At 69.4% G+C, this 20111-nt stretch carries 14 protein-coding genes; 7 read left to right on the top strand and 7 right to left on the bottom strand.

Annotation, left to right across the window (positions count from 1 at the left end):
• Positions 1 to 6 precede the first annotated feature (6 nt).
• The gene (locus A5730_RS23105; RefSeq protein WP_197506328.1) at positions 7 to 1281 is read right to left on the bottom strand and encodes a DUF3068 domain-containing protein; all 1275 of its coding nucleotides are present in this window, start codon (positions 1279 to 1281) and stop codon (positions 7 to 9) included.
• Between the two features lie 147 nt (positions 1282 to 1428).
• Between A5730_RS23105 and A5730_RS23100 the strand changes: the two genes are divergently transcribed.
• Positions 1429 to 2610, top strand: a complete 1182-nt coding sequence (locus A5730_RS23100; RefSeq protein WP_156745905.1) for an acyltransferase — start codon at positions 1429 to 1431, stop codon at positions 2608 to 2610.
• Here A5730_RS23100 and A5730_RS23095 read toward each other — a convergent pair.
• From A5730_RS23095 to A5730_RS23085, 3 genes are read right to left on the bottom strand one after another with little or no spacing between them, the layout of a single operon-like run.
• Positions 2607 to 3083: a YbjN domain-containing protein gene (locus A5730_RS23095; RefSeq protein ID WP_067905678.1), complete on the bottom strand. Its 477-nt coding sequence runs from the start codon at positions 3081 to 3083 to the stop codon at positions 2607 to 2609. The genes A5730_RS23100 and A5730_RS23095 overlap by 4 nt on opposite strands.
• 49 nt (positions 3084 to 3132) lie before the next feature.
• Positions 3133 to 4614, bottom strand: coding sequence for an AMP-binding protein (locus A5730_RS23090; protein WP_067905676.1), 1482 nt, complete (start codon positions 4612 to 4614; stop codon positions 3133 to 3135).
• Positions 4607 to 5587, bottom strand: a complete 981-nt coding sequence (locus A5730_RS23085; RefSeq protein ID WP_067905674.1) for a phosphotriesterase — start codon at positions 5585 to 5587, stop codon at positions 4607 to 4609. Before A5730_RS23085 ends, A5730_RS23090 begins: the two co-directional genes overlap by 8 nt.
• A gap of 98 nt (positions 5588 to 5685) precedes the next feature.
• Between A5730_RS23085 and A5730_RS23080 the strand changes: the two genes are divergently transcribed.
• From A5730_RS23080 to A5730_RS23070, 3 genes are all read left to right on the top strand, one after another.
• Positions 5686 to 7383, top strand: a complete 1698-nt coding sequence (locus A5730_RS23080; RefSeq protein WP_067905672.1) for an acyl-CoA dehydrogenase family protein — start codon at positions 5686 to 5688, stop codon at positions 7381 to 7383.
• A gap of 88 nt (positions 7384 to 7471) precedes the next feature.
• Positions 7472 to 8164, top strand: a complete 693-nt coding sequence (locus A5730_RS23075; RefSeq protein WP_067905670.1) for a TetR/AcrR family transcriptional regulator — start codon at positions 7472 to 7474, stop codon at positions 8162 to 8164.
• Positions 8161 to 9102, top strand: coding sequence for a R2-like ligand-binding oxidase (locus tag A5730_RS23070; RefSeq protein ID WP_067817974.1), 942 nt, complete (start codon positions 8161 to 8163; stop codon positions 9100 to 9102). Before A5730_RS23075 ends, A5730_RS23070 begins: the two co-directional genes overlap by 4 nt.
• A 96-nt stretch (positions 9103 to 9198) precedes the next feature.
• On the opposite strand, the gene A5730_RS23065 is transcribed toward A5730_RS23070, so the two are convergent.
• A complete protein-coding gene (locus tag A5730_RS23065) occupies positions 9199 to 10575 on the bottom strand; it encodes an NADP-dependent succinic semialdehyde dehydrogenase (RefSeq protein ID WP_067905668.1) in 1377 nt (458 codons plus the stop codon).
• Between the two features lie 79 nt (positions 10576 to 10654).
• Between A5730_RS23065 and A5730_RS23060 the strand changes: the two genes are divergently transcribed.
• The 3 genes from A5730_RS23060 to A5730_RS23050 all read left to right on the top strand — a co-directional run bounded on the left by A5730_RS23060 (position 10655) and on the right by A5730_RS23050 (position 14302).
• On the top strand, positions 10655 to 12301 hold the full coding sequence (locus A5730_RS23060) for an acetolactate synthase large subunit (protein ID WP_067905666.1): 1647 nt from the start codon (positions 10655 to 10657) through the stop codon (positions 12299 to 12301).
• 88 nt (positions 12302 to 12389) lie between these two features.
• On the top strand, positions 12390 to 12839 hold the full coding sequence (locus A5730_RS23055; protein WP_156745904.1) for a hypothetical protein: 450 nt from the start codon (positions 12390 to 12392) through the stop codon (positions 12837 to 12839).
• Between the two features lie 95 nt (positions 12840 to 12934).
• A complete protein-coding gene (locus A5730_RS23050; protein ID WP_067905662.1) occupies positions 12935 to 14302 on the top strand; it encodes an HNH endonuclease signature motif containing protein in 1368 nt (455 codons plus the stop codon).
• A 1-nt stretch (position 14303) separates the two neighbouring features.
• Here A5730_RS23050 and A5730_RS23045 read toward each other — a convergent pair whose 3' ends face one another.
• Both A5730_RS23045 and A5730_RS23040 read right to left on the bottom strand, forming a co-directional pair.
• Positions 14304 to 15749, bottom strand: a complete 1446-nt coding sequence (locus A5730_RS23045; RefSeq protein WP_067905660.1) for a lipase maturation factor family protein — start codon at positions 15747 to 15749, stop codon at positions 14304 to 14306.
• 135 nt (positions 15750 to 15884) lie between these two features.
• Positions 15885 to 20066: an alpha-(1->3)-arabinofuranosyltransferase gene (locus tag A5730_RS23040; RefSeq protein ID WP_067905658.1), complete on the bottom strand. Its 4182-nt coding sequence runs from the start codon at positions 20064 to 20066 to the stop codon at positions 15885 to 15887.
• Between the last annotated feature and the right edge of the window lie 45 nt (positions 20067 to 20111).

Below are 20111 nucleotides of genomic sequence, written 5' to 3'. Positions count from 1 at the left end.
GGCAGGCTACTCCCGTTCGGGTGGGCTGGTGGGCTCGGGCGGCGGCCCCGCATCGGGCGGCTCGTCGGCGCCCAACGTGGGCGCCTCGGGATCATCGCGCGAAGCGGGGCGCTGGGTCGGCAGCTTTTCGGTCTCGGCCTCGGCGCCGGGCACCGGCTCCTCGAGCCCGCTGCGGCCGAAGAAGTCCTGATCCCCGCGGTCCAGGCCGGGATCGGTCAGCGCGCTCTCGGTGCGCAGGCTGAACGAGGCGAGCAGGCCGCCGCCGACCAGGGCGATCAGACCGACCGCGGTGAAGGTGATCGGCAGCACCCGCGACCACAGCGACAGCCGGTCGCGCTCGTCGCGGGCGGCGTTCACCTGCGATTCGACGGTGTCCTGGTTGGAGGTGACCTTGTAGTCGGCCAGCGTCAGCTCCGGCTTGAGCGGATCGCGGGCGAAGTAGTGGTTGGCGTGTTCGGTCTGCTTGACGATGGTGCCCGACACGGGGTCCACCCAGAAGGTGCGCTGCGCCGCGTAGTAGCGGGTCATGGTGATCTGCTCGTTCGGGTCACCGCCCTGGACACCCCACATCGACGCGGACGTGGTCTGCTTGGCGTCCTCGTTGCCCGCCAGCAGCGACGGGTACGCCACCGGGGCCACCAGCTTGCCGTCGGCGTTGTAGCCGATGTTCTGGGTGAACTTGTAGGTCGTCAGGCCGTTGACGTCCTCTTGGCTGTCGTAGTTGACGTCGAACGGCTTCTGCGCGATCGGGTCGAAGTAGGGGTACGTCTTCTTCTCGGTGTGGAACGGGAACCGGTAGGCCAGGCCGTCGTGCCGCAGCGGCATCGCGGTCGGCGGGTTCTCGTCGTTGAAGGCGCGCGGCTTCTGGACCGAGCCGCCGGCGTGGGTGTCGTCGGAGACGGCCAGCGCCGTCTTGCGGTTGAGCGTGACGGTGTCGACGATCGCGAGCAGCAGGCCGCTGTCCTTCTGCTTGTCGGTGCGCCGCACCGAGCTTCCGACCTGCAGCGTGACCACGTCGGCGTTCGCGGGGGACTCGACGCTGACCTGCTGCTGGGACACCAGCGGCACGTTCTGGTTGACGACGACGTGATCGGTCGACAGCGACGCGGAGTCGAGGGCGGTTCCGGTGCCGTCGCTGACCAGCGTGGTGTCGAGGTTGAGCGGGATCTTGGTGATCCTGCTGGTGGTGTACGTCGACAACAGCAGCGCGGCAATCAGCAGGGCGGCTCCGAGTCCGATGATCCCGCATGCGGCGAACCGCAACATGACTGCTCGGTTCACGTGGCCGTGCCCTCCTAGTGCTCTCTTGCGTCGTCAGCCGCAAACCCGTTTGACCCTAACAGCCGAACGTAAGGCCCCGGCTTACGAACCGGTTGCCGTCGCCCCGCGGGTGCTTCGGGTGTACCCATTCGTTCGCAAACGCATCAGATGCAGACTGTGGGGGTGACGGATGGCCAGCGGGCGGGCGGGACCCGCAGCTTCCTGCCCGCGGTGGAGGGGATGCGCGCCTGCGCGGCGATGGGCGTGGTGGTCACCCACGTCGCGTTCCAGACCGGGCACTCCAGCGGGGTCACCGGGAGGCTCTTCGGCCGCTTCGACCTCGCGGTCGCGGTGTTCTTCGCGCTGTCCGGTTTCCTGTTGTGGCGCGGCCACGCCGCGGCGGCACGGGGTTTGGGAGCGCGACCCCGCACGGGCCACTACTTGCGGTCCCGGGTGGTGCGCATCATGCCGGCCTACTTGGTGGCGGTCGTGGTGATCCTGTCGCTGCTGCCCGACGCGGATCGCGCCAGCCCGACGGTGTGGTTGGCCAACCTGACCCTCACCCAGATCTACGTGCCCCTCACCCTGACCGGCGGGCTGACCCAGATGTGGAGCCTTTCCGTCGAGGTCAGCTTCTACCTGGCCCTGCCGGTCCTGGCGTTGCTGGCGCGGCGCCTGCCAGTCGGTGCGCGGGTGCCGGCCATCGCCGGGCTGGGGGCGCTGAGCTGGTTGTGGGGCTGGGTGCCCATCCATTCCGGGTCGGGCACCAACCCGCTCAACTGGCCGCCCGCGTTCTTCTCCTGGTTCGCCGCCGGCATGCTGCTGGCGGAATGGGTGCACAGCCCGGTCGGCCCACCACACCGGTGGGCCCGCCGGCGGGTCGCGATGGCCGTCGTCGCCGTGCTCGCCTACCTGCTGGCGGCCTCCCCGCTGGCCGGACCGGAGGGCCTGATCCCCGGCACCGCAACGCAGTTCGCGGTCAAGACGGCGGCGGGCTCGCTGGTGGCCTTCGCGCTCGTCGCCCCCCTGGTGCTGGACCGCGTCGACACTTCGCATCGCCTGCTGGGCAGCACCCTGATGGTGACGCTGGGGCGGTGGTCCTACGGCCTGTTCGTGTGGCACCTGGCCGCGCTGGCCATGGTGTTCCCGGTGCTCGGCACGTTCGCGTTCACCGGCCGGATGCCCGCCGTGCTGGCGCTGACCCTGATCTTCGGGTGGGCGATCGCCGCCGTCAGCTACGGCCTGGTCGAGTCGCCCTGCCGGGAAGCGTTGCGGCGCTGGGAAAAACGCGAGGCGCCGGCCGAGAGCCGCGGCGCCGTGGACGCCGAGGCGGACGCGATCGCGCCCTAGCCGGTGCGGTCCATCCACTCTTCCAGCGTGTCCGCGGACGGCAGGCAGATGGCCCGGTCGATCTTCTCGAACAGGTCGGCCCCGTACTCGACGGTGGACCGGATGAGGCCGCCCAGCGCCTCGACGTGGATGCCGTCGGACAGCAGGTAGGCGTTCTCGCCGACGACGCTGACCTGGCTGGGCCGGGCCGTCTCGCGCACAAACGCCTTGGGCCAATGGGTTTCGCGATTCCAGTCGTTCACCAGCTCCATCAGCCGCGGCCGCTCGGTGGCGGGGTAGTAGCCGGCGGGGCTGACCGAGATCTCGAAGACGTCGCGCCGCAAACCGTTGATCCGCAGGTTCACGTGCAGCTTGCCGCGCTCGTAGCTGGGCAGCATCATGAACTCCTCGCCGTCGTCGCTGCGGAAGAACCGCAACTGACGCGATTGCAGATAGCGTTCGATCAGCTCCGTGCTCAGGGGTTCGATCTGCATGGGCCCGATGATGGGGCCGCGGGCTTGGAAGATTCTTGGTGCGTTGGGGTCAGGCCGGCTCGGTGGCCTGCAGGCGCGCCATGATCTCGGCGCGCACCGCCGATCGTCGGGCCTTGCCGGCGTCGTCGCGCAATGGGGCGTCGACGAATTCGACGAACGCCGGCACCTTGTAGCCCGCGATGCGTTCGCGCAGGAACTCGCGCACGCCCGCGGCGTCCAGCGTGGCGCCGTCGGCCGTGTGCACCAGCGCGTAGGGCACCTGGCCCAGGTCGCCGGAGTTCGGGTCGGGCACGCCGACCACGAGGCAGGACAGCACATCGGGGTGCGCGGACAACGCGTTCTCGATCTCGGCGGGGTAGACGTTGCGCCCGCCTACGGTGAACATGTCCACCCGGCGGTCCGACAGATATAGGAAGCCGTCGGCGTCGAAATGGCCTAGATCGCCAAGGGAATCCCAGCCGTCGCGGGACTTGGCGGTGGCGCCGACGTAGCGGTAGGTGGGCCCGCTGCCCGGACCGGGCCGCATGTAGATCTCGCCGACCACGCCGGGCGGACACGGGTTGCCGTCGTCGTCGAGCACCCGCATCTCACCGGCGACCACCACGCCGACCGAGCCGCGGTGGCTCAGCCACTGGTCGCCGGAGATGAAGGTGAGCGCCTGTAACTCGGTGCCGCCGTACAGTTCCCAGACGGCCTCGGGCCCCAGCAGGTCGATCCAGGCCTGCTTGACCGCCGGCGGGCACGGCGCCCCCATGTGCCAGAACCGGCGGATCGACGACAGGTCGTAGGAGCCGGGGTCGGCATGGTAGACCGGCAGCGTCCGCTGCATGATCGTCGGCACCGTCGTCAGGAACGTGACGCGATGGTCGGTGATCAGCCGCAGGAATTGCCCCGGGTCGAACCGGCTCATCACGACGAGGTGATGCCGCATCAGCAGCGCGATGGTCGCGGTGGTGAACCCGGTGTTGTGGGACAACGGGATCGGCACCAGGGTCGTGTCGCCCTCTTGTGCGCCCAGCGGATAACCGATGGCTGCCGGTATCCGGGTGTCGCCCGCGGATTCGATCAACTTCGGACGGCCGGTGCTGCCGCCGGATCCCATCGCCTTCCACACGGGCGAGACCGCCTCCGGCAGCGCGGCGTCGGAGTATTCCGGGCCGGGCATGAAACCCACTGGGACGCTGGGCATTTCGGGGCTTTCGCGGCCCACCAGCAGGGCGGACGGCCGCAACTCGAGCAGGCCGGCCAGCTCCGCGTCCGGCAACCGCGCCGACAGCGGCTGGGGCACCGCCCCCAGCTTCCAGCACGCCACCGCCGCCTGGATCCACTCGACGGAGTTGGGCAGCACGATCGTCACGTAGTCGCCGACCCCGACGCCCCGCTCCGCGTAGGCGCGCGCCAGCCGGTTCGTCGACGCGTCGAGTTCGGCCCGGGTGAGGGTCAGCCCGTCGCAGGTGACGGCGGGTTCGTCGGGCGCGAGTGCGGCCAGCGCCGCGATCTGGGTGCCGATCGGCGGGATCGGCTCACTCATATGCGCCCTGCCGCTCGAAGATGCGGCGGGGGTTGTCGACGAGCATGGTCTTCAGCTGCTCGTCGGTGACGCCGCGCTCCTTGAGCGCGGGGATGACGTCGTTGTGGATGTGCAGGTAATGCCAGTTCGGTGCGGCCACCGCCAGCAGGTCCTCGGGTATCGCGTCGAAGTAGCAGTTCGCGTCGTGGGACAGCACCATCTTGTCGGCATGCCCACGCTCGCACATCTGCGCCACGGTGTTGACCCGGTCCTCGAACGGCAGGTACACGTCGATGCCGAATCGGTCCATCCCGATGTAGGAGCCGGCGGCGATGAGTTCCTCGAGGTAGCCGAGATCGGTGGTGTCGCCGGAATGGCCGATGACCACGCGGCTCAGGTCGACGCCCTCCTCCTCGAAGATGCGTTGCTGCTCGAGCCCGCGCCGCAGCCCCGCGTGGGTGTGGGTGGAGATCGGCACCCCGGTGCGCTTGTGCGCCTGCGCGACGGCGCGCAGCACCCGCTCGACGCCGGGCGTGACGCCGGGCTCGTCGGTGGCGCATTTGAGGACCCCGGCCTTGACGCCGGTGTCGGCGATGCCCTGCTCGATGTCGCGGACGAACAGGTCGGTCATGATCTCGGGGCCGTCGAGCGGCGCGCCGGGGCCCAGATAGTGGAAACAGAACGGCACATCGTTGTACGTGTAAAGACCGGTCGCCACAACGATATTCAGCTCGGTGGCCGCCGCGACGCGCGCGATGCGCGGAATGTAGCGGCCCAGTCCGATCACGGTCAGGTCGACGATGGTGTCGACCCCGCGGGACTTGAGTTCGTTGAGCCGGTCGATGGCGTCGGCCACCCGGCGTTCCTCGTCGCCCCAGGCTTCGGGATAGTTCTGGGCGATCTCGGTGGTCATGATGAACACGTGCTCGTGCATGAGCGTCACGCCGAGGTCGGCGGTATCGATGGGGCCGCGGGCGGTATTGAGTTCTGACACGTGACTGATGCTAGGTCGACTCGGTGGTCGCACAACAGGGCCGGACAGTTTTGTCCGGTGCGTTCCGGCGGCGGCGCCGGTGCAGTACCGTCCACGCCATGTTGCTCAATCCCAACCATTTGCAACGCCGCTACCCGGATCGCCGTTCGGGGGAGATCATGGCCGCGACGGTGGACTTCTTCGAGTCGCGCGGCAAGGCGCGGCTGAAGTCGGACGACCACAACCGGGTCTGGTACTCGGAATTTCTGGACCACATCGGACGCGAGCGCATCTTCGCGTCCCTGCTGACGCCGTCCGAGTACGGCGCGGACGATTGCCGCTGGGACACCTACCGGATCAGCGAGTTCGCCGAGATCGTGGGCTTCTACGGGCTGAGCTACTGGTACCCCTTCCAGGTCACCGCGCTGGGCCTGGGGCCCATCTGGATGAGCCCCAACGAGGAGGCGAAGCGCAAGGCCGCCGCGGAGCTGGAGGCCGGCGAGGTTTTCGCGTTCGGGCTGTCGGAGCAGACCCACGGCGCCGACGTCTACCAGACCGACATGATCCTGACCCCGTCCGAACACGGCTGGACGGCGAGCGGCGAGAAGTACTACATCGGCAACGCCAACGTCGCGCGGATGGTCTCCACATTCGGCAAGATCGCGGGTTCTGACGAATACGTCTTCTTCGCCGCCGACTCGCAGCACGACCGGTACGAGCTGATCAAGAACGTGGTGAACTCCCAGAACTTCGTGGCCAACTACGCGCTGCGCGACTACCCGGTCACCGAGGCCGACATCCTGCACCGCGGTCCCGAGGCGTTCCACGCAGCGCTGAACACCGTCAACGTCTGCAAGTACAACCTGGGCTGGGGCGCCGTCGGCATGTGCACCCACGCCATGTACGAGGCGGTCACCCACGCCTCCAACCGGGTGCTGTACGGCACCGTCGTCACCGACTTCAGCCACGTGCGGCGGCTGCTCACCGACGCCTACCTGCGGCTGGTCGCGATGCGGTTGGTGTGCACCCGGGCCTGTGACTACATGCGCAGCGCGTCGGCGGACGACCGCCGCTACCTGCTGTACAGCCCGCTGACCAAGGCGAAGGTCACCAGCGAGGGCGAGCGGGTGATCATCGCGCTGTGGGACGTCATCGCCGCCAAGGGCGTGGAGAAGGACACCTTCTTCGAGGCCGTCACCCGCGAAATCGGTTTGCTGCCAAGGCTTGAGGGCACCGTGCACATCAACATCGGGCTGCTGGCGAAGTTCATGCCCAACTTCCTGTTCGCCCCGAGCGGCGACCTGCCGTTGATCGGTCGTCGCGACGACGCGGCCGATGACGCGTTCCTGTTCGCGCAGGGGCCGACCGGCGGGCTGGGCAAGGTGCGCTTCCACGACTGGCGCGCGCCGTTCGACGCCTTCGCCCAGCTACCCAATGTCGCGCTGCTGCGCCAGCAGATCGACGTGCTCGCCGACATGCTGGCCAGCGCCACCCCCGACGCCGCCCAGCAGAAGGACGTCGACTTCGCGTTCGCGGTCGGCCAGTTGTTCGCGACGGTGCCTTACGCGCAACTCATCCTCGAGGAGGCCGCGCTGTCGGACGTCGACGAGGCGTTGATCGACGCGATCTTCGCCGTGCTGGTGCGCGACTTCAACGGCTACGCCGTGGAGTTGAGCGACAAGCCCACGACGACGGACGACCAGGCCCGCTTCGCGACGCGGATGATCCGCCGCCCCGCCCACGACCCCGCGCGCTACGCCCAGATCTGGAAGGAGTACATCCTTCCGCTCAACGGCGCGTACGAGATGCGGCCGTAGCCGGGCGCAAGCCGCCCACCGGAAACCTCTTGACTGTGACGCAGCTCACCGTAATATGACCAGTGGTCATCGAGGTTAGGGGGCCGCATTGCCAACGGTGACTTGGGCGCGGGTCGACCCCGCTCGTCGCGCGGCGATCATCGAAGCCGCGGAAAACGAATTCGGGGCGCACGGGTTCTCCCGCGGCAGCCTCAACGTCATCGCGCGGAGGGCCGGCGTCGCCAAAGGCAGCCTCTTCCAATACTTCGCGGACAAGCGCGACCTGTACGCGTTCATCGCCGACATCGCCAGCCAGCGAGTCCGGGCCTACATGGAGGACCGGATCCGCGAGCTGGATCCGAGCCGGCCGTTCTTCGACTTCCTCACCGACTGGCTCGACGCATGGGTGGCCTACTTCGCCGACCACCCGCATGAGCGGGCGCTGCACGCCGCGGCGACCCTGGAGGTCGATACCGAGGCGCGCGTCAGCGTGCAAAACGTCATCCACCGCCACTACCTGGAGGTGATGCGGCCGCTGGTGCGCGACGCGCAGGTGCGCGGCGACCTGCGCGCCGATTCGGACACCGACGCGCTGTTGTCGTTGCTGCTCTTGGTCTTTCCGCACCTGGCGCTCGCGCCATACATGCGCGGGTTGGATCCGATTCTCGGGCTCGACGAACCCACACCGGAGCAACCGGCGCTGGCCGTGCGCCGGCTCGTCGGGGTGCTGGCGGCCGCCTTCTCGGCGGCACCGCGCCCGCCCGTCCACTTCGCCCCACAACAATCCGAGGAGATCTCATGACACGCACACACACGAACTCGATGGTTCGCGGGGGCCTGAACTGGGACAGCCTGCCGCTGCGGCTGTTCGCCGGCGGCAACGCCAAGTTCTGGAACCCGGCCGACATCGACTTCTCCCGTGACCGCGCCGACTGGGAGCAGCTGACCGACGACGAGCGCCACTACGCCATCCGGCTCTGCGCCGAGTTCATCGCCGGCGAGGAAGCGGTGACCGAGGACATCCAGCCGTTCATGTCCGCGATGCGGGTCGAGGGCCGGCTGGGCGACGAGATGTACCTGACGCAGTTCGCGTTCGAGGAGGCCAAGCACGTCCAGGTGTTCCGGATGTGGCTCGACGCCGTCGGCGTCACCGACGACCTGCACGAGTACCTCGACGACATCCCCACCTACCGGACGATCTTCTACGAGGAACTCCCCGACTGCCTCAACGCGCTTTCGGTCGACCCGTCACCGGCTGCCCAGGTTCGCGCGTCGGTCACCTACAACCACATGGTCGAGGGCATGCTCGCCCTCACGGGCTACTTCGGCTGGCACAAGATCTGCGTGGAGCGCGGCATCCTGCCCGGCATGCAGGAGCTGGTCCGGCGCATCGGCGACGACGAGCGGCGCCATATGGCATGGGGCACCTTCACCTGCCGCCGCCACGTCGCGGCCGACGACGCCAACTGGGGCGTCTTCGAAACCCGGATGAACGAGCTCATGCCGCTGGGGCTGCGCCTCATCGAGGAGGGCTTCTCGCTGTACGACCCGATGCCCTTCGGCCTGTCGGTGGACGAGTTCATGCAGTACGCGGCCGACAAGGGCATGCGCCGCTTCGGCACCATCTCCAGCGCCCGCGGGCGGCCGCTGGAAGAGATCGACCTCGACTACTCGCCGCTACAGCTGGAGGACACCTTCGCCGACGAGGACGAGAAGGCTTTGGCCGCCGCGTCGGCCTAGCTACTCGACCTTGCTGCCGCCGGCGGCGTCGCCGGCGTCGACGTCGCCGATGGTGGCGACCCGCCGCGCCCGGCTACGCCGCGCTTGCGATCGCCACTAGCCGACCCAGACGGTCTTTGCGTTGACGAACGCGCGGATGCCCAGGCCCGCGAGTTCGCGGCCGTAGCCGGAGCGTTTGACGCCGCCGAAGCCCAGCTCGGGGTAGGACACCGTCATGCCGTTGATGAAGACCTGGCCGGCCTCGATGTCGTCGATGAAGCGCTGCTGCTCGGCCTCGTCGTTGGTCCAGGCGTTGGACCCCAGCCCGAACGTGGTGGCGTTGGCGATCTCGATGGCCTCGTCGATGCTCTCGGCCCGGTACATCGACGCGACGGGCCCGAACACCTCTTCGGTGTAGAGCGCCATGTCCTTGGTGATGTCGGTGACCACCGTCGGCGGGTAAAACCACCCTGGCCCGTCGATGGGCTTGCCGCCGAGGCGGATCGTGGCGCCCGCCGCGGCCGCTTCGTCGACCTGCTTGACGATGTCGTCGCGGCCGGACTCGGTGGCCAGCGGGCCCACGTCGGTGTCCGGGTCGGTCGGGTCACCCACCTTGAGCGCCTGCATCTTGTCGGTGAATTTGTCGACGAACGCGTCGTAGATGTCGGTGTGGATGATGAACCGCTTGGCGGCGATGCAGGACTGGCCGTTGTTCTGGACGCGCGCGGTGACCGCGGTCTTGGCGGCCTCGTCCAGGTTTGCCGACGGCATCACGATGAACGGGTCGCTGCCGCCGAGCTCGAGCACGGTGGGCTTGATCTCGTCGCCGGCGATCGCCGCGACCGACTGGCCGGCCGGCTCGCTGCCGGTCAGGGTGGCGGCCGCGACCCGGGGGTCGCGCAAAATGCGCTCGACCGCGCTGGACGAGACCAGCAGCGTCTGGAAGCAGCCGTCCGGGAAGCCGCCGCGGGCGATGACGTCGGCCAGGTAGAGCGCGGACTGCGGCACGTTCGACGCGTGCTTGAGGATGCCGACATTGCCGGCCATCAGCGCCGGCGCGGCGAACCGGACGGCCTGCCACAGCGGGAAGTTCCACGGCATGATGGCCAGCACCACCCCGAGCGGCTGGTAACGGGTGTAGGCCCGCTTCGCGCCCACCGCCTTGGCGTCGGCGGGCTCGTCGGCCAGCAGCTGCTCGGCATTCTCGGCGTAGTAGCGAAAACCCTTGGCGCACTTGAGCGCCTCGGCCTTGGCCGACTTGAGCGTCTTGCCCATCTCCAGGGTCATCATCGCGGCGACGTCGTCGGCCTCCTTCTCCAACAGGTCGGCGGTCGCGTTTGCCCACGCCGCCCGCTGGGCAAAGGTGGTGTTATGGCGGTAGTCCTGGAACCGGGCGTACGCGCGGGCGATGGCCGCGTCGACTTCCTCGTCGGTTGCCGGGGTGAAGGTTTTTACTGTCTCGCCGGTAGCCGGGTTGATGGTGGCGATGGGCACGCTGACATCCTTCGCGTTGGGGTTGGTAAGAGGTCCAACACCCAGCCTGCCACTATCGTTCCCTCAAGGGAGGTGCCGGATGAGTAAAGCCGCCGAGCTGATGGTCAAGTGCCTGGAAAACGAGGGCGTTTCCGTGGTCTTCGGCCTGCCGGGGGAGGAGAACATCCGCTTCGTGCAGGCGCTGGCCAACTCCGCGATCCGCTACGTGCTCACCCGGCACGAGCAGGGCGCGGCCTTCATGGCCGAGATGTACGGGCGGGTCACCGGGCGGGCGGCGGTGGTGTCGAGCACGCTGGGGCCCGGCGCCATCAACATGCAACTCGGCGTGGCCGACGCCACCACCAACAGCACCCCGCTGGTCGCGATCTCCGCGCAGGTCGGCCACGACCGCGAGTTCAAGGAGTCCCACCAGTACGTCGACCTGGTGTCGATGTTCGCGCCCATCACCCGGTGGGCCGCCGGGGTCCCCACCGCGCGCGCCATCCCGGAGATGTTCCGCAAGGCGTTCAAGGTCTCCGAGACCGAACGCCCGGCCGCGGTCTACCTCGCCGTCCCCGAGCACATCGACGCAGACGAGACCGACTACGACCTGACGCCGTTGCCGCGCAACGTCGTTCGGGCCGATGCGCCCGCGCCCGGTCAGGTGGAGCGCGCGGTCGACATCCTGCGTAAGGCCAAGCGGCCGGTGGTGCTGGCCGGGCACGGCGCCGCCCGCGGCAACGCCACCGCGGCCCTGGTCCGGTTCTCCGAGAAATTCGGCATCCCCGTGGCCAACACCTTCCACGGCAAGGGCGTGATGCCCGACGACCACCCCAACAGCATCGGGACGCTCGGGTTCATGCGGCACGACTACGTCAACTTCGGCTTCGACAACGCCGACGTGGTCATCACCGTCGGCTACGAGCTGCAGGAGTTCGACCCGGTGCGGATCAACCCGCAGGCGGACAAGAAGATCATCCACATCCATCGTTTCCCGGCCGAGGTCGACGCGCACTACTCGGTGGACGTCGGCATCATCGGCGACATCGGCGCTTCGTTGGATGCGTTGACCGACGGGTTGGACGGCCACGCCTACGAGGCCGATCCCGAGGTGCCCGGGCACGGCCTGCTGGCCGAGGAATTCGCTCGCGGGCAACAGGATTCGCGCTATCCGTTGGCGCCGGCGCGGGTGGTGGCCGACACGCGCGAGGCGCTGGGCCGCAGCGACGTCGTCCTCGTCGACACCGGGGCCACCAAGATGTGGATGGCGCGGCTGTATCCGACGTACGAGTGCAACACCTGCCTGGTGTCAAATGGCCTGTCCACCATGGGGTTTGCGCTGCCGGGTGCGCTGGGTGTCAAGCTGGCGCGCCCGGAGTCGAAGGTGCTGGCCGTCGTCGGTGACGGTGCGTTCCTGATGAACTCGCAGGAGATCGAGACCGCCGTGCGCGAGCGGATACCGCTGGTCGTGCTGATCTGGGAGGACGGCGGATACGGCCTGATCGAATGGAAGATGGACCTCGAGCTCGGCGCGCACTACTACGTCAAGTTCGGCAACCCGGATGTGGTCAAGTATGCGGAAAGCTTCGGCGCCAAGGGGTATCGGATCTCTCACGCCGACGAGCTGTTGCCGACGCTGCGGGCCGCCTTGGCGGATGACGGCGTCTCGGTGATCGCCTGCCCGGTCGACTACTCGGAGAACCTGCGGCTGACCGACCGGCTCGGCGAGCTCGACGAGACGCTGTAGTTCAGGGTGAGGGTCTTAAGCCCCCACCTCAGGACGGGCCCGAAGGCCCTAGCGGAGCTGTCGGCGGGCGGCGAGCATGGAGAGTGTGTTGAGGCACGTTCGAAAGCGGTCGGTTGCTGCCGCTTTCGCGGCGGCGGTCCTGCTGACCGTGGGGACACCCGGCACGGCCAGCGCCGTCTACCCGGGCGTTCCGGAGTGGTATTCGCAGGCCGAAGTGCACTTGGCGAATACGACCAAGTTCATGCAGGCAGCGGTCGAGGCAATCGAAGCCAACGACGTCAACGCCCTGAAGTCGGCGTGTTCGGCAGTGCACGACGAACAGACGATCGGCCTGCAGGCCCACCTGCCCACGCCGGACCCGGCCCTGACCACCGCCTTGCAGTCCGAGATCAATGACTTCCACACGGCGATGCACCTGTGCATGGCGCTGGGTCCGAACAGCACCCCGGAGGAGCTGGAGCGGGCAGATGCCTTCGCACACCGGGCAATTGAGGACTTGCGGGCCGTCAACGACATTCTGGTCGACGACCTGAGTTGACGGCTCAGCCCCGATTATCCAAATCTTGTGCGCGAGTGTGCGTCTGTGGCGATTTCGGACGGATTTCTGTCGGTGGGTGCCGCTAGCTTCGGGGTATGAGTGTTGATCCGGAGGCGTTGTCGGCGGCCTTTGCCGTCATCAATGCTGCGGTCGACGATCTGATCGGTTCTGACTGTGACGCGCTGGCCACCGGTGAGCAGTTGGCGATGTTGGAGCATTGTGAGAGCCTGCGCCGGCGGCTGCCCGCGATCGAGCACCCGCTGATCAACTCCCTGGCGCATAAGGCCACCGGCGAAGAGCTGGGTGGCACGCTGGCGCACGCGATCGCCGAGGCGGCGTTGATCAGCCGCGCCGAGGCGTCGCGGCGGGTGCGCGAGGCGGTCGAGTTGGGGCCGCGGCACGGGTTGACCGGCGAGCCGATCGAACCCATCCTGCCGGCCACCGCGGCGGCCCAGCGTGCGGGGACACTGGGCGGTGGTCAGGTGGCGGTGATCCGCCGGTTCTTCCACCAACTGCCCGCCGCGGTTGACGCCCCGACCCGTGAAGCGGTGGAAGCCGAGCTGGTCGCTGCGGGTAGCCAGTTTCGGCCCGAACAACTCGCCAGCCTCGCCGATCACCTCGCCGACTGCCTCAACCCCGACGGCCGGTTCACCGACACCGACCGGGCGCGGCGGCGCGGCCTCACGCTGGGCAGGCAGGGTCCCGATGGGATGTCGGAGCTGCGCGGCCTGCTCACCCCCGAGGCGCGGGCCACCGTGGAGGCGGTGCTGGCCAAACTGGCCGCCCCGGGCATGTGCAACCCGCTCGAGGACACCCCCTGTGTGGATGGCAGCCCCACGCAAGAAGCGATTGACCGTGATGCCCGCTCCACCGCCCAGCGCAGTCACGATGCGCTGCTGGCGGCTAACCGGGCGTTGTTGGCCTCGGGAAAGCTTGGCCAGCACAACGGGTTACCGGCCTCGATCGTCATCACCACCACACTGCAAGACCTAGAGGCCGCCACCGGCACGAGCCGCACCGGTGGGGGCACCCGGTTGCCGATCAGCGATGTGATCCGCCTGGCCCGCCACGCCCACCACTACCTGGCGGTCTTCGACCACGCCAAACCCGTGGCGCTCTATCACACCAAACGGCTGGCCTCGCCCGGGCAACGAATTATGTTGTACGCCAAGGATCGTGGTTGTTCTGCCCCAGGCTGCACCGTCCCGGGCTATCTCTCCGAAGTCCATCACGTCACCGACTACGCCAAACGCCGGCGCACCGACATCGATGACCTCACCTTCGCCTGCGGCCCACATCACCGCCTGCTCAAACCCGGCGGCTGGCGCGCCCGTAAAAACGCAAAGGGGGATACCGAATGGATCCCGCCCCCGCGGCTGGAACGGGGGCAACCGCGCAGCAACACCTTCCACCACCCCGAGAGGCTGCTGCGCAAAGACGACGACGATGACGACGCGGCCTAAGTCAGCCGTGCGGTGCCGTCGCCGTCGGCAACGCCATCGGCCGGACGTACCCGCCGATCAGCGTCCGATGCCACCAGGCCCGGTCACGGTGCAGCTCGGCGGGTGTGGTGAACCGATACTCGTAGAGCAGCGCACGCACGTACCGCGGCGGCGCATCGGGAAATGGGTTGCGCCGCAACAGGCGCAGCGTCGGCCGATCGTTGCGTAGCAGCCGCTGCAGGAACGGCGTCAACCACGGTTGGGCGTATCCCGGCGAGATGGCCGCGAACCACATCAGCCAGTCCAGGCGCAGGTGATAGGGCGCCCACTGTCGCGGGAGCCGGCGCATGGCGCCGGGCTTGCCCTTGAATTCGTATTCCTTCCACACGGTCTGGTTCGTCAGGTGGGCTTCGTCGGTGCCTTCGATCACCACCTCGCGGCGGACGCGCCCGATGCTGCCGAACGCGCCATAGGTGTTCACCAGATGAAAAGAGTTGAAAGAGGCGTTCATTCGCTGCCGCGAGGACAGCATGTTGCGCACCGGCCAGTAGCTCATGAACAGCACCGCAGCCGCGAACGCGACCACCAGGGCCGCGAACCACACCGGCGTAGCCGCAAACACCGGACGATCGAGCCGGCCGAACAGCACGGCCGCCGAGGAGTCGTCGATCGCGCTGCACGCCAACAGGATCGTGACCCAGTTGAGCCAGGCGAAGTTGCCCGACGCCACCAGCCACAGCTGGGTGATGACGATGACCGCCGCGGCGACGCTGGCCACCGGTTGCGGCGCGAACAACCCGAACGGCACGATCAACTGCGAGAAATGGTTGCCCGCCACCTCAATTCGATGCAGCGGCTTGGGCAAATGGTGAAAGAACCAGCTCAACGGGCCCGGCATGGGCTGCGTTTCGTGGTGGTAGTACAGGCAGGTCAGGTCGCGCCAGCACGGGTCGCCCCGCATCTTGATCAGCCCCGCGCCGAACTCCACCCGGAACAACAGCAACCGGACCATCCACAACGTCAACAGCGGCGGCGCCACTTGGTGATTGCCCAGAAAAATCATCAGGAAGCCGGTCTCCAGCAGCAGCGACTCCCACCCGAACGCATACCAGCTCTGCCCGACGTTGACGATCGAAAGGTAGAGCACCCACAGCGTCAGCCACAGCAGCATCGCCGCCCACAGCGGCACCGCGTCGGCCGCACCGGCGACGATCGCCGCCGACAGCGCCGCGCCGAACCAGGACACCGTGGAGAACAGCCGATCCGAGTAGCGCAGATGAAACAGGCTGGGGGTCCGCCAGAACGACTGCCCGGCCAGGAACCGCGGGATGGGCTGCATCCCCTCTTCCCCGATGAGCGCCCGGAATTGGGCCGCGGCCGCGACGAACGCGAGCAGGTAGACCACCGCGACGCCCCGCTCGAGCACCTCTGTGCCGAGCCAATATTCGGGTGCGGAAAACCAGCCCATGGCCGTAACTCCTCGGACGGTGGCGGTCACACAGACCCGCATATCCAGTGAATCAGCCGGTAAACGGCTAGCCAAGCCCCCGGGGCTATTCGTCGCGGGCCCCGCGCGCGCGCTCGGGCATCGTCACCGCGGGAGTCAATGCCGCGGTTCCTCCTCGGTCCGATCCTCGGACCGCATCGTCACCGCGGACGCGGCGAGCACCGCGAGCGAAATCAGCGCCAGCAGCTGAACATTCGCCGAATGGCCCGCGTACCCGTCGACCGATCGCCACGGATGCCGCGACAGCACGGCCCCGGCGAGAATCAGCCCGCCCGCGCTGAGCACCATCGCGGCCCGGTCGGGGCCCCGGCGGCGCAGTGCGTACCGCAGGCCCAGGGCGGCGCCGACCACCGCGACCCCGGCCACGCCCGCGATCACCGCCCCGCACGCCAACACCGCGACCGCCGCCCACGGTCCGGGCCGCCACGGTGACGCGGGCACGCCTGCGACCCCCGTGCGACGCGTGCGCCACAGCGCGAGCATGGCCAGCAGCGGCAGCAGGGCCAGCCCCACCGCCAGGCCCGCCCGGTACGGCGCGTTGGACGGGAACGTCAGCGTGATGGTGCCGGGGTCACCCGGGGGCACCACCCAGCCTTGCTGCCAGCCGTTGACGGCCACCGGCGTCAGCCGCGCGCCGGTGCCGGTGCGGGCCACCCAACCGGGGTTGATGCTTTCGGGGATGACCAGCACCCGCGACGTGGGCGACGGGGGCGCCTGCACCTCGCGACGATCCGGGCCCCACGCCCGCCACACTGGGGCCGCGGCGGCGGCGGGAGCGCCCGCGTCGGCGGCCGGCAGGGACAGGTCGGCGCCGTCGACGACGAACTGGGCGCCAGGGCTGATCAACAGCTCCTGCTGGCCCGCCGGCAGGGTGATCGGATCGCGGTCGCACGCCTGCGCGGCAACGGGTTCGTCGTCGAGCAGGGCGCCCACGGTGGTGCGGATCGACGTGTGCACGAAGCGGCCCGCGACCGCGACGACCGGGCCGTGGTCGCAGTCGACGGTGATCTCGCGGGCACGATTGCGGGCGGCGTCGGCGGGCGCGATCGCCTTGCCGTCCGCGCCCAGGGCCGCCACCTCGGCCAGCCCCGGCGGTTTGAGCTGGTCGAAGCCCAACGCGTTGCGGTCGATGACGTCTTCCCAGTCCAGCAGGCTGACGGTGACGCTGTCGGTCACCCGGGGATTGAGCGAAAGAATTTGTGCCTCTCCGGGTTTCAACGCGCGGACCTGCGGGCCGTCGCCCAGGTTGACCGCCACCATCGTCGGGTGAGCGGGCAGCGCGGAGGGGCTGGGCACCAGGCGCAGCCCGGTGACCTGGGTCGGTCGCGGCAGGGTGAGCGTCAGCGTGGGCGGAGTCTTGTGCTGCACCACGCGCTGCGGCGCCGTCCACGCGGTGGCCGGGTCGCCGTCGGTCGCCGCATACGCCGAGCCCAGCACGTCCACCAGGTCGGCGTCGCCCCGCGCCCGGGTGGTGTTCGGCTCGGCGATCAGGTCGGCGAGCTTGGGCCCCTGCCGTGGCCGCACCCACACCAGCGGGGTCACCGACATCGGCGCGGGAACGGTCAGCGTCCGGCTGAGGTTGACCGGCTCCTCCGGGGCCAAGGCGATGGGGGCGCAGCGCACACCGTCGGGCGCCCGCGCGCAGCCCGGCCTGCCGAGCAGCTCGGAACCCAGGTTCCAGCCCGCGATCGCCGAGCCGGGCGGCGGCCCGGGAACCCGCACGGTGTGCCGCAGTTCGACCGGGTGGGCGAATCCGGACGCGTCGTACTGGGTGATCGACAGGTCGGTGATCCCGAATTGCACGCCGGGGGACCCGTCGTCGGTGCCCGCCGCGGTGATCCGCACCCACGGCGTCTCGCCGTAGGGCAGCGCGGAGGCGAGCGGCTTGCCCGGCTCGTCGAACCGCAGGGTCGTGCTGCCGGTCGCGGTTTCGATCAGGATGCGGCGGACCTGCGCGCCGACGGCGGTCGCGCTGGGGGTGAGGGTGATCGCCGCGTTGGTCAGCGGGTGGTCGAAGTCGACCTGCAGCCACTGGCCGACGGCGGACTGCAGCGAATTGGACACCCACGCGGTCGCCGGGTCGCCGTCGATGGCGGCGACGGACGAGGTGGCCGGCGCGACGTCGGGCATCGCGGTGGAGTCCGACGACGAGCTGGACACGGTGACCCGGCCGCCGGTCCAGGCGCCGACGACCGGGTCGGCCCCGGGGACCGGATAGTCGGGCACGCGGTTGTAGGTATGCCGGGCGTCACCCGGAGCCCGGATGGCCGACGAGTGGTGGTCAACCCGGCCGTAGTCGGTTTCGCGGGCCACCGGGGTGTCGGTGACGGTCACCGCAGGCACCGGCAGCACGGCGCCGCGCGCGTCGGCGCTCATCAGCACCGGCCCCAGCGGCGGTCGGCCCTGCAGCCGGCGCCGCTCGTCGAGGCGCAGCAGCACCTCCGGTCCGCCGTCGACGCGGGCGAGCCGGTCGACGTCGGCGAAGTACGGCGCGCCCGAACCGCCGGTGACCCGATACACCTCGACGGCCGGGTAGCGCGGGCGCAGCCCGCTGTCGGCGACGAACCCCGCCAGGGTCCCCGGGCCCACCGGCGCGCCGAACTGCGCCACCTTCGCCAGCCCCGGCGAGCCGTCGATGGCGCGGTGCACCAGGATGGGACGCGCCGACCGCGACGTATCCGGGTCCAGGTCGTTGCGCAGCACCACATACGAAATACCTTGGCGCGCAAGGGTATCGGCCAGACCGGGCGAGGGGCGCCCGGCGGCGAACAGGCGTTGCACCGAATCGAGCGCCCGGATGGTTTGCGGCGGGGTCAACGGGATGGAGTCGCGCACCCCCCACGGGCTGCCGCCCAGCACCTGCAGCGGCTCGTCATGGCTGGTGCCCCACACCTGCGTGGCGAACGGCGCCCCCGGGACGACCAACACCCGGCCCGGGGCGGGCGTCCCGGTGTTGTGTCGGTCGAGCCAGTCGGCGGTCTCCTGCCAGTACCGGGGTATGGCGCTGAAGGTGCCCGGCGGGGTCAGCCGGCCGGTCCACGCCAGCGAGGTGCTCACCATCAGCGCCGTCAGCACCACGATCGCGACCGCCACCCGCCGGTCGCGCTCGGGGTGGGCGAACGCGCGCAGCCACCCGGGCCGCCGCCCGGGCAGCGGCACCCGGCCCAGCACCTGGGCCACCCCCAACGCGATCGGGATCCGCACCACCGAGCCCAGCTTGTGCACGTTGCGCAGCGGCGCGCCCCCGGCGTCCAGGAACACCTGCACGGCGTGCGCCACCGGCGAACCCAGCCCGCCGCTGTAGCCGGCGGCCATCAACACCACGCCGGCCAACAGCATCGTCACCAACCGCCCGCGGGCCGGCATCGTCGCCGAGGCCGGCCCCGCCAGCCCGGCCGCCGCGACCAGGCAGGTCGCCAGCACGGCCGCCGAACCGGTCACCAGCGGCGCGCCGGCGGTGGCGGTCGGCGCCACGTACGGGGTCCAGCTGTCGGTGCCGCGCAAGATCTCGGTGAGCGACGACCATTGGGTTGTCACACCGGAGGATTCGATGAAATCGAGGAAGGGCGGGCTGATGGCCCGCAGCATCAGCAGCGCCACCACCCACCACAGCGCCGCCAGCGCCAGCGCCAGCAGCCACCACCCCGTGTAGCGCCACCACAACCGGTTCGGCCGGTGGCACGCCCACCAGATGACCGCGGGCAGGCAACCGGCCAGCGTGGCGATCGCGTTCACCGCGCCCATCAACGCCACCGCCAGGCCGGCCTGCGCCGCGAGCCCCCGCACCGACCGGTTGGCCGTGGCGCGCAGGGCCAGGATCGTGGGCAGCAACACCCAGGGCGCCAGCATCATCGGCAGCGTTTCCGACGAGATCGAGCCCAGCGTCGTCAGCACCCGCGGCGACAGCGCGAACGCGACGGCCCCGATCACCCGCGAGGCGGGGCTGCCGATGCCCAGCGCCTCGGCGACCCGCAACAGCCCCCAGAAGCCGACCGTGAGCAGGAGCGCCCACCACAGCCGCTGGGTCACCCAGCCCGGCACCGCGAGCAGATGGCCGACGGCGAAGAAGGTGCCGTGCGGGAAGAGGTACCCATAGGCCTGATTCTGCGCCTGCCCGAACGGCAGCTCGCTGTTCCACAGGTTGGTGGCCCGGGCCAGGAAGCGCAGCGGGTTGGCGGTCAGGTCGAGTTTGGTGTCCGGGGAGACCCGCCCCGGGGATTGGGCGAACGTCAACGCGCAGGCGATCGCCCCGACCAACCACAACCAGCGGCGCGACACGGGCGCGGCCGGCGACGATGAAGCCGGCGCGCCGGCGTCTGATTC

Source organism: Mycobacterium sp. ACS4054 (assembly GCF_001667275.1).
In the GTDB taxonomy this organism is placed as follows: Bacteria; Actinomycetota; Actinomycetes; order Mycobacteriales; family Mycobacteriaceae; genus Mycobacterium.
Note: the sequence above shows the minus strand (reverse complement) of the source record. Positions and strands in the feature narration are given on the sequence as shown.